7 protein-coding genes are annotated in these 10,132 nt (G+C 57.1%); 6 read left to right on the forward strand and 1 reads right to left on the reverse strand.

Translation table 11 applies throughout. From position 1 onward, the window contains the following. The first annotated feature begins 36 nt into the window (after nt 1-36). The 3 genes from rpoC (at nt 37) to QMP16_RS15105 (ending at nt 5,825) form a co-directional block, all read left to right on the forward strand. Nucleotides 37-4,278: a DNA-directed RNA polymerase subunit beta' gene (rpoC, locus tag QMP16_RS15095; protein WP_282153041.1), complete on the forward strand. Its 4,242-nt coding sequence runs from the start codon at nt 37-39 to the stop codon at nt 4,276-4,278. 81 nt (nt 4,279-4,359) lie between these two features. Further along, nucleotides 4,360-4,869: a macro domain-containing protein gene (locus QMP16_RS15100; protein WP_282153042.1), complete on the forward strand. Its 510-nt coding sequence runs from the start codon at nt 4,360-4,362 to the stop codon at nt 4,867-4,869. An 86-nt stretch (nt 4,870-4,955) separates the two neighbouring features. Then, nucleotides 4,956-5,825, forward strand: coding sequence for a DMT family transporter (locus tag QMP16_RS15105; protein ID WP_282153043.1), 870 nt, complete (start codon nt 4,956-4,958; stop codon nt 5,823-5,825). Here the strand turns inward: QMP16_RS15105 and QMP16_RS15110 are convergent. Next, nucleotides 5,810-6,616 (reverse strand): putative rhamnosyl transferase, encoded by an 807-nt coding sequence (locus QMP16_RS15110; RefSeq protein ID WP_282153050.1) that lies wholly within the window; start codon nt 6,614-6,616, stop codon nt 5,810-5,812. The genes QMP16_RS15105 and QMP16_RS15110 overlap by 16 nt on opposite strands. A gap of 385 nt (nt 6,617-7,001) precedes the next feature. Here QMP16_RS15110 and rpsL point away from each other — a divergent pair, with 385 nt between their 5' ends. The 3 genes from rpsL to fusA are packed head-to-tail and all read left to right on the forward strand — an operon-like array spanning nt 7,002 to nt 9,995. Beyond that, nucleotides 7,002-7,373 (forward strand): 30S ribosomal protein S12, encoded by a 372-nt coding sequence (gene rpsL, locus QMP16_RS15115; RefSeq protein WP_005621086.1) that lies wholly within the window; start codon nt 7,002-7,004, stop codon nt 7,371-7,373. A gap of 15 nt (nt 7,374-7,388) precedes the next feature. Further along, nucleotides 7,389-7,859: a 30S ribosomal protein S7 gene (gene rpsG / locus QMP16_RS15120; RefSeq protein WP_008756926.1), complete on the forward strand. Its 471-nt coding sequence runs from the start codon at nt 7,389-7,391 to the stop codon at nt 7,857-7,859. An 18-nt stretch (nt 7,860-7,877) separates the two neighbouring features. Then, a complete protein-coding gene (fusA, locus tag QMP16_RS15125; RefSeq protein ID WP_282120247.1) occupies nt 7,878-9,995 on the forward strand; it encodes an elongation factor G in 2,118 nt (705 codons plus the stop codon). Nucleotides 9,996-10,132: the final 137 nt, after the last annotated feature.

Consider the following 10,132-nt stretch of genomic DNA (forward strand, 5'->3'; position numbering starts at 1 on the left):
CCAAACTCATCCCATCCCAATTTGTAAGGACGCAAAATGAACCAGGAAATCACCAACAACCCGTTCAACCCGCTGACGCCGCCGAAAGTCTTTGACGAGATCAAAGTCTCCCTGGCGTCGCCCGAGCGGATTCTGTCTTGGTCCTATGGCGAGATCAAGAAACCCGAAACCATCAACTACCGGACGTTCAAGCCCGAACGTGACGGTCTGTTCTGTGCGCGTATCTTTGGCCCGATCAAAGATTACGAATGTCTGTGCGGCAAATATAAGCGGATGAAGTATCGCGGCGTTGTCTGCGAGAAATGCGGCGTGGAAGTCACCCTACAGAAAGTCCGCCGCGAGCGTATGGGCCACATCGAACTGGCAGCACCCGTTGCGCACATCTGGTTCCTGAAATCGCTGCCGTCCCGCATCGGTCTGATGCTGGACATGACGCTGCGCGATCTGGAACGTGTTCTGTACTTTGAAAACTATGTCGTTATCGAGCCCGGTCTGACCGACCTGTCTTATGGCCAGATGCTGACTGAAGAAGAGTTCATGGACGCGCAGGATGCCTATGGCATGGATGCGTTCACCGCGAACATCGGTGCCGAAGCTATCCGTGAGATGTTGGCCCAGATCGATCTGGAAGCCGAAGCCGAGCAGCTGCGCGCTGATCTGGCAGAAGCAACCGGCGAGCTGAAGCCCAAGAAGATCATCAAGCGTCTGAAGGTTGTTGAATCCTTCCTCGAGTCGGGCAACCGGCCTGAGTGGATGGTGATGACCGTGATCCCGGTCATTCCGCCGGAACTGCGTCCGCTGGTTCCGCTGGATGGTGGCCGTTTCGCGACTTCGGATCTGAACGATCTGTATCGCCGCGTCATCAACCGGAACAACCGTCTGAAGCGTCTGATCGAACTGCGCGCACCTGACATCATTGTCCGCAACGAAAAGCGGATGTTGCAGGAATCCGTGGACGCTCTGTTCGACAACGGCCGTCGTGGCCGCGTGATCACCGGTGCCAACAAGCGTCCGCTGAAATCGCTGTCGGACATGCTGAAAGGTAAGCAGGGCCGCTTCCGTCAGAACCTTCTGGGTAAGCGCGTCGACTTCTCGGGCCGTTCGGTCATTGTGACCGGTCCGGAACTCAAGCTGCACCAGTGTGGTCTGCCTAAGAAGATGGCGCTGGAGCTGTTCAAGCCGTTCATCTACTCGCGCCTTGAAGCCAAGGGTCTGTCTTCGACCGTGAAGCAGGCGAAGAAGCTGGTCGAAAAAGAGCGTCCCGAAGTGTGGGATATCCTCGACGAGGTGATCCGCGAACACCCTGTTATGCTGAACCGTGCGCCGACGCTGCACCGTCTTGGCATTCAGGCGTTTGAGCCGGTTCTGATCGAAGGTAAGGCGATTCAGCTACACCCGCTGGTCTGCTCGGCCTTCAACGCTGACTTCGACGGTGACCAGATGGCGGTTCACGTGCCCCTCAGCCTTGAGGCGCAACTGGAAGCTCGTGTTCTGATGATGTCGACGAACAACGTTCTGTCGCCTGCAAACGGCGCGCCGATCATCGTTCCGTCGCAGGATATGATCCTGGGTCTGTACTATGTGACCCTGGAACGCGAAGGCATGCCGGGCGAAGGCAAGGTCTTTGGTTCGATCGACGAAGTTCAGCACGCGCTGGATGCAGGCGAAGTTCACCTGCACACCAAGATCACCGCGCGGGTCACGCAGATCGACGATGAAGGCAACGAAGTTCAGAAGCGTTTCGAGACCACGCCTGGCCGTCTGCGTCTGGGCGCCTTGCTGCCGATGAACAACAAGGCACCGTTCGAACTGGTCAACCGTCTGCTGCGGAAAAAAGAAGTGCAGCAGGTGATCGACACCGTCTACCGCTACTGCGGTCAGAAAGAGTCGGTTATCTTCTGTGACCAGATCATGTCGATGGGCTTCAAAGAAGCGTTCAAGGCGGGCATCTCGTTCGGTAAGGACGACATGGTCATCCCTGATGACAAGTGGGGCATCGTTGATGAGACCCGCAGTCAGGTAAAAGACTTTGAACAGCAGTACATGGACGGTCTAATCACGCAGGGCGAAAAGTACAACAAAGTTGTCGATGCCTGGTCGAAGTGTAACGACCGCGTAACCGATGCGATGATGGGCACGATCTCGTCTTCGGATCGGGCAGAGGATGGTTCCGAACAAGAACCAAACTCGGTCTACATGATGGCCCACTCGGGTGCGCGTGGCTCGGTCACTCAGATGAAACAGCTGGGCGGTATGCGTGGTCTGATGGCCAAGCCGAACGGTGACATCATCGAGACGCCGATCATCTCGAACTTTAAAGAAGGCCTGACCGTTCTCGAGTACTTCAACTCGACCCACGGTGCCCGTAAGGGTCTGTCGGATACCGCTCTGAAGACGGCGAACTCGGGTTACCTGACCCGTCGTCTGGTGGACGTGGCGCAGGACTGCATCGTTCGTGAGATCGACTGTGGTACTGAACGTGCGATCACCGCCGAAGCTGCGGTCAACGATGGTGAGGTTGTTGCATCGCTGGCCGAACGTGTACTGGGTCGTGTTTCGGCCGATGACGTTCTGCGTCCGGGTACGGAAGAGGTTCTGGTCGCTGCGGGTCAGCTGATCGACGAACGCATGGCCGACACCATTGACGAGGCCGGTGTTGCTTCGATGCGCATCCGCTCGCCTCTGACTTGTGAGTCCGAGGAAGGCGTATGTGCGACCTGCTATGGTCGTGACCTTGCACGTGGTACGCGGGTCAACACGGGTGAGGCTGTCGGCATCATCGCCGCCCAGTCCATCGGTGAACCTGGTACACAGCTGACGATGCGGACCTTCCACATCGGCGGTGTTGCCCAAGGTGGTCAGCAGTCGTTCCAGGAAGCCAGCCAAGACGGTGTGGTTTCGTTCGAGAACCCGCAGGTTCTGGCCAATTCCGCAGGCGAAATCCTGGTCATGGGCCGGAACATGAAGCTGGTGATCAAAGACGAACACGGCGAGGAACGTGCCAGCCACAAGCTGGGCTACGGCTCTAAGCTGTTCGTCAAGGACGGCGCCAAGGTTGCCCGTGGCGACAAGCTGTACGAGTGGGATCCCTACACTCTGCCGATCATCGCCGAGAAAGCCGGTACCGCGAAGTATGTCGACCTTGTTTCGGGCATTGCTGTCCGCGATGAGACCGACGATGCAACCGGCATGACCCAGAAAATCGTGATCGACTGGCGCGCCGCCCCCAAAGGCAGCGACCTGAAGCCCGAGATCATTCTGGTTGGTGAAGATGGCGAGCCGGTCCGCAATGATGCGGGCAATCCGGTTCACTATCCGATGTCGGTGGATGCGATCCTGTCGATCGAAGACGGTGACAAAATCGAGGCTGGTGAAGTCGTTGCGCGTATCCCACGCGAAGGCGCCAAGACCAAGGACATCACCGGTGGTCTGCCGCGTGTGGCCGAACTGTTCGAAGCCCGTCGTCCGAAAGATCACGCGATCATCGCAGAAGCCGATGGTTACGTGCGCTTTGGCCGCGATTACAAGAACAAGCGCCGCATCAGCATCGAGCCGGCGGACGAGTCGATGGAAACGATCGAGTATATGGTGCCCAAGGGCAAGCATATCCCGGTTGCGGAAGGCGACTTCATCCAGAAGGGTGAATACCTGATGGATGGTAACCCGGCTCCGCATGACATCCTGTCCATCATGGGTGTCGAAGCGCTGGCGGATTACATGATCGACGAAGTGCAAGACGTCTATCGTCTGCAGGGCGTTAAGATCAACGACAAGCACATCGAGGTCATCGTGCGCCAGATGCTGCAGAAGTGGGAGATCCTGGATTCAGGTGACACCACCCTGCTGAAAGGCGAACATGTCGACAAGCAGGAGTTTGACGCAGCCAACGAGAAAACTCTCTCGCGCGGCGGTCGTCCGGCTCAGGGCGAACCGATCCTTTTGGGGATCACCAAAGCCTCGCTGCAGACACGTTCGTTCATCTCGGCCGCGTCGTTCCAGGAAACCACCCGAGTTCTGACCGAAGCCTCGGTTCAGGGTAAGAAGGACAAACTGGTTGGCCTGAAAGAGAACGTCATTGTCGGTCGTCTGATCCCAGCCGGTACCGGTGGGGCCACTCAGGCCGTGCGCCAGGTTGCGCAAGGCCGCGACAACGTCGTGATCGAAGCCCGCCGGGAAGAGGCCGAAGCGGCCGCTGCCCTGGCTGCGCCGGTCATGGATGACGATATGGTCGGTGACGAGCTGGACGTTCTGGTGGAAACACCGGAAAGCCGCGAGTAACTTTCTCATCATAGAAATAAGGAAAGGCCCTGCGATTTCGCGGGGCCTTTTCCTTTGCCCTTGGTGCGCTTTCGCCCAATCGTGATACAACTGAATAGTCTCGAAGACAGCGACCCACTGACCAAGGGATGCATGATGCCTACAATCAAGGGTGATTTGATACAGCTTGCACTGAACGGTGAGTTTGATGTCATCGTTCACGGTTGCAATTGCTTCCATGCGATGGGGGCCGGGATAGCACGGGCGATTGCGGCGGAATTCCCTGATGCGCTTGAGGCCGACAAGCAGACGGACCTTGGGTCCCGATCAAAACTCGGAACGATTTCTTCGGTCCAGATCACGCGGGGCACGACCGAATTTGTAGTGGTTAATGCCTATACCCAGTTTCATTGGGAGGGGCCGGGGCCGCTTGTGGAATATGACGCAATCTCGAGTTGTTTTTCGAAGATTGCACGCGCATTCCCCGCATCGCGGATCGGCTATCCGATGATCGGTGCTGGTCAGGCCGGTGGCGATTGGGCCGAGGTCGCGCCACGCATCGACGCAGCTCTTGCGGGTATGGACCACACGTTGGTGATATTGCCTGGCTAATCAGCAGGCTCGACGTTGCATATTGACATCTTTCACGGGCTTACGGCCAATGAGCCAAGTTTTATTAAGTTTTGGATTCCGCCACTATGACCCCGAATATGAAGGGCGCGGTGCTGATGATGGGCAGCATGGCCGCCTTTACCGTGAATGATGCTTTGATCAAAGTTGCGGGGGCAGACTTGCCGCTGTTTCAGATGGTTGCGATGCGTGGACTCTTGGCGACGTTATTGGTGTTTCTGATGGCGCGTCATCTTGGGGCGCTGCACCTGAACTTCCCGCGGCACGACAAGTGGCTTGTTGCTGCACGCTGCCTGGCCGAGTTGTCGGCCACATTCTTCTTTCTGACAGCGCTTCTGCATATGCCGCTGGCGAATGTAACGGCCGTTCTTCAGGCGTTGCCACTTACTGTGACGTTGGGCGCTGTACTGTTTTTTGGTGAGCATATCGGCTGGCGCCGCATTCTAGCGATCGGGATGGGCTTTGCCGGAATGTTGCTGATCGTACGGCCGGGGCCTGATGGGTTCAGTATTTACGCGATTTACGCTCTGATTGCCGTGGCATCCGTTACCGCGCGCGACCTGATTACCAGGCGTATGTCCACCCATGTCCCGTCCTTGACGGTCACATTGGCGACGTCGGTTTCCATTACAGTGGCCGCAGGGGCCGCAACTGCAGTCACAGGGTGGGAGCCGGTAGCGCCGGACGCAGGCATAATGGTGGCCTCAGCTGCGGTTTTTGTTCTAACCGGATATCTTTGCAGCGTCATGGTCATGCGCGAAGGCGACGTCGGTTTTATTGCGCCGTTCCGGTATTCCAGCCTGATCTGGGCTTTGGGGCTGGGTTGGGTCATTTTTGGCGATTGGCCCGATACGATCACGATGTTGGGCGCTGTTCTGGTCGCGGGTGCGGGGCTTTTCACGCTGTTCCGGGAACGTCAGTCTCAACCTGCCGAGTGAGCCCGCCGCACCTTGTCCTGTTCAATGGCAAATCGCGCAATGAACTCGCCTTCTTGTTCCGGAGTCAGTGGGGACAGCTCGGTCTTGCTGGCGCGGGCATGGGGGGAGTCGTTGAAGTTGTTCAGCGTACGCACCCACATGGGCGCGTCGGGATAGCTGATCACGGGCATGAAACGACCGATCTTATGGTGCGTGAAGCTCATTATCGTGTGTTTGCAGCCGCCGGCAATATACATCCCCAACCCAACGCCCAAAAGGGATCGGAACACCGGGAGGGCTTGAGTGCCATCCGGTCCAAACCGCGCCAGAAACCCGCTGTTGAAATCCAGCCCGACCGTCCGGCTATTCCGGGTCAGTCCTTTAGCGTCAATCGCCGCAAGGCGCAGACGTTCGACAAAGTCGACCGAGACGGCATCATCGTCATCATGCCGGAACTGGAGACATGGCTGATCCGGGTCGGTGCGGGCGCTGTGCAGGACCTCTTTGACGACCGGGCGGTGCCGGGCTGGTGTGCGCTTGACGATGCGGACCTGCCTGATGCCCGAGGTGAGATCATACAGCCGGTCCATGGACTTTTGGGGAAGACATTCACCGATCAGCACCACCAGCTCAAAGTCCTCGTCCGTCTGTTCCCGAAAACCGGGCAGGGTGGTGGTTTCGAACAGTCGAAACCGTTCTTCCAGCCGCTCTGGATTGTACAGGTATTGACGACGCTCTTCGACAGTTTCGTGTTCTACCTGATAACCGCCGATCGCGGGGTAGGAAAAGCGGCACAGGCCAATGACTTGCATGTTTCGTCCATCGAAAAGTTTCGCGGCCACTATGCAGAAATCCGCAATTACCAGCAACGGGCGAGTGGCACTGGAAGCCGCAGCCAAGTCTTGTTAAAACGCGGCCAATTGGCTTGGCGGGTATGTGCTGTTGACACTCGGGCCGACTCCCCATATACGCGCGTCATCTCGGTGCCGGGGGCCGCCCCACAACCGATTCCAGTAATGAACTGGTCAAGGCCCGGACAATTTTATCGTTCGCGCCCTCTGATAACAAACCGCGACGTTCACCTCGGAATGGGAACGCTCGCGGGTTTTGCGCTTGTGGACGCACGAACGCAGCAAGTTTAGCCGCACGCAATGCGCGTGCATGTCATGTGTGTTGCAAAACGGGGAAGAAACCGGAATGCCAACTATTCAACAGCTGATCCGCAAGCCGCGTCAGCCCAAAGTAAAACGCTCGAAGTCCATGCACCTGGAGCAGTGCCCGCAGAAACGCGGCGTCTGTACTCGTGTGTATACGACCACACCGAAGAAGCCGAACTCGGCTATGCGTAAGGTTGCCAAAGTGCGCCTGACCAACGGGTTCGAGGTCATCTCGTACATCCCCGGTGAAAGCCACAACCTGCAGGAACACTCGGTTGTTCTGATCCGTGGCGGCCGTGTAAAAGACCTTCCCGGTGTCCGTTACCACATCCTGCGTGGTGTTCTGGATACCCAAGGCGTCAAAGACCGTAAGCAACGTCGTTCGAAATACGGCGCGAAGCGTCCCAAGTAAGAAGGAGAGGCTGATATGTCACGTCGTCACGCCGCCGAAAAACGCGAAGTCCTGCCTGACGCCAAATTTGGCGACAAGGTACTGACCAAATTCATGAACAACCTGATGATCGACGGCAAAAAGTCGGTCGCAGAGCGCATCGTTTACAACGCCTTTGACCGCGTTGAAGGCAAGATCAAGCGCGCTCCTGTCGAAGTGTTCCACGAAGCGCTCGACAACATCAAACCGTCGGTCGAGGTTCGCTCGCGCCGGGTTGGTGGTGCAACCTATCAGGTTCCGGTCGAAGTGCGCCCCGAGCGCCGCGAAGCACTGGCCATCCGCTGGCTGATCACTGCTGCGCGTGGCCGTAACGAAAACACCATGGAAGAGCGCCTTGCGGGCGAACTGCTGGACGCCGTACAGTCCCGCGGTACTGCCGTGAAAAAGCGCGAAGACACCCACAAGATGGCCGAGGCGAACAAAGCCTTCAGCCACTACCGTTGGTAATTCCAGAGGCTTATCAAAATGGCACGCGAATATACACTCAACCATTACCGTAACTTCGGTATTATGGCGCATATCGATGCAGGTAAAACGACCTGTTCGGAACGCATTCTGTATTACACCGGCAAATCCCACAACATCGGTGAGGTGCACGATGGTGCAGCCACCATGGACTGGATGGAGCAGGAGCAGGAACGCGGCATCACCATCACTTCGGCTGCGACCACCACGTTTTGGGAACGCACCGAAGACGGTGAAACTGCTGACTCGCCCAAGCACCGCCTGAACATCATCGACACCCCCGGCCACGTTGACTTCACCATTGAAGTTGAGCGTTCGCTGGCGGTTCTCGACGGTGCCGTTTGCGTTCTGGACGCAAACGCCGGTGTCGAGCCCCAGACCGAAACCGTGTGGCGTCAGGCTGACCGCTATAAGGTTCCGCGTATGGTGTTCGTCAACAAGATGGACAAGATCGGCGCGGACTTCTTCAACTGCGTTGCAATGATCGAAGACCGTACCGGCGCACGTGCTGTTCCGGTTGGTATTCCAATCGGCGCAGAAACCGAGCTGGAAGGCCTGATCGACCTGGTCACCATGGAAGAATGGCTGTGGCAGGGCGAAGACCTGGGCGCAAGCTGGGTCAAAGCACCGATCCGTGACAGCCTGAAAGACATGGCTGACGAATGGCGCGGTAAAATGGTCGAAGCGGCCGTCGAAATGGACGACGACGCGATGATGGAATACCTGGAAGGCAATGAGCCCGACGTTCCGACCCTGCGCGCCCTGCTGCGCAAAGGTACTCTGGAAATCGCGTTTGTTCCGGTTCTGGGTGGTTCGGCGTTCAAGAACAAAGGCGTTCAGCCGCTGTTGAATGCTGTGATCGACTATCTGCCCAGCCCGCTGGACGTTGTCGATTACATGGGCTTCAAACCCGGTGACGAAGAAGAAACCCGTAACATTGCCCGCCGTGCGGATGATGACATGGCGTTCTCGGGCCTGGCGTTCAAAATCATGAACGACCCCTTTGTTGGCTCGCTGACCTTTACCCGCATCTACTCGGGTACTCTGGCCAAAGGCGACACGCTTCTGAACTCGACTAAGGGTAAGAAAGAGCGTATCGGCCGGATGATGATGATGCACTCGAATGATCGTGAGGAAATCACGGAAGCATTCGCAGGTGACATTATCGCACTGGCAGGTCTGAAAGACACCACCACCGGTGACACCCTGTGTTCGACCGGCGATCCGGTGGTTCTGGAAACGATGACCTTCCCCGATCCGGTGATCGAGATCGCGGTTGAGCCGAAAACCAAGGCTGACCAGGAAAAGATGAGCCAGGGTCTGGGCCGTTTGGCTGCAGAAGACCCGTCCTTCCGTGTGGAAACTGACCTGGAATCTGGTCAGACCATCATGAAGGGTATGGGCGAACTTCACCTGGACATTCTGATTGACCGTCTCAAGCGTGAATTCAAGGTTGAAGCGAACATTGGTGCGCCGCAGGTGGCCTATCGCGAAACCATCGGTCACGAAGCCGAGATCGTTTACACCCACAAGAAACAGTCGGGTGGTTCGGGTCAGTTCGCTGAGGTGAAGATGATCATTTCGCCGACAGAGCCGGGCGAAGGCTATTCGTTCGAATCCCGCGTTGTTGGTGGTTCGGTACCCAAGGAATATATCCCGGGTGTCGAAAAAGGCATCAGATCCGTCATGGATAGCGGCCCGCTGGCTGGCTTCCCCGTGATCGATTTCAAAGTTGCCCTGATCGAAGGTAAATACCACGACGTGGACTCCTCGGTTCTGGCGTTTGAAATCGCGGCTCGTATGGGTATGCGCGAAGGCATGCGTAAAGCCGGTGCGAAACTGCTTGAGCCGATCATGAAGGTCGAAGTGATCACCCCGGAAGAATATACCGGCGGCATCATCGGCGACCTGACATCACGTCGGGGACAGGTTTCCGGTCAGGAAAACCGTGGCAACGCCATCGCGATCGACGCATTCGTTCCGCTGGCAAACATGTTCGGCTACATCAACACTTTGCGTTCGATGTCCTCGGGCCGTGCCCAGTTCACCATGCAGTTCGATCACTATGATCCGGTTCCGCAGAACATCTCGGACGAGATCCAGGCGAAATACGCATAAGCGAAGATTTGAGGGAGCTCTGTTCAGGGGCTCCCTTCATTACCGAAAAAGGAGGCCATCATGGCAAAGGAAAAGTTTGAGCGTAATAAGCCGCACGTCAACATCGGCACGATTGGCCACGTTGACCACGGCAAGAC

It is taken from the genome of Ruegeria atlantica (genome assembly GCF_947495585.1).
Lineage (GTDB): Bacteria > Pseudomonadota > Alphaproteobacteria > Rhodobacterales > Rhodobacteraceae > Ruegeria > Ruegeria atlantica_G.

Bases quoted from the DNA above. Each gene is read 5' to 3' on its own strand.
- rpsL (WP_005621086.1), top strand. From the start codon at position 7,002: ATGCCAACTATTCAACAGCTGATCCGCAAGCCGCGTCAGCCCAAAGTA.
- fusA (WP_282120247.1), top strand. From the start codon at position 7,878: ATGGCACGCGAATATACACTCAACCATTACCGTAACTTCGGTATTATG.
- QMP16_RS15110 (WP_282153050.1), bottom strand. From the start codon at position 6,616: ATGCAAGTCATTGGCCTGTGCCGCTTTTCCTACCCCGCGATCGGCGGT.
- QMP16_RS15105 (WP_282153043.1), top strand. From the start codon at position 4,956: ATGACCCCGAATATGAAGGGCGCGGTGCTGATGATGGGCAGCATGGCC.
- rpoC (WP_282153041.1), top strand. From the start codon at position 37: ATGAACCAGGAAATCACCAACAACCCGTTCAACCCGCTGACGCCGCCG.
- rpsG (WP_008756926.1), top strand. From the start codon at position 7,389: ATGTCACGTCGTCACGCCGCCGAAAAACGCGAAGTCCTGCCTGACGCC.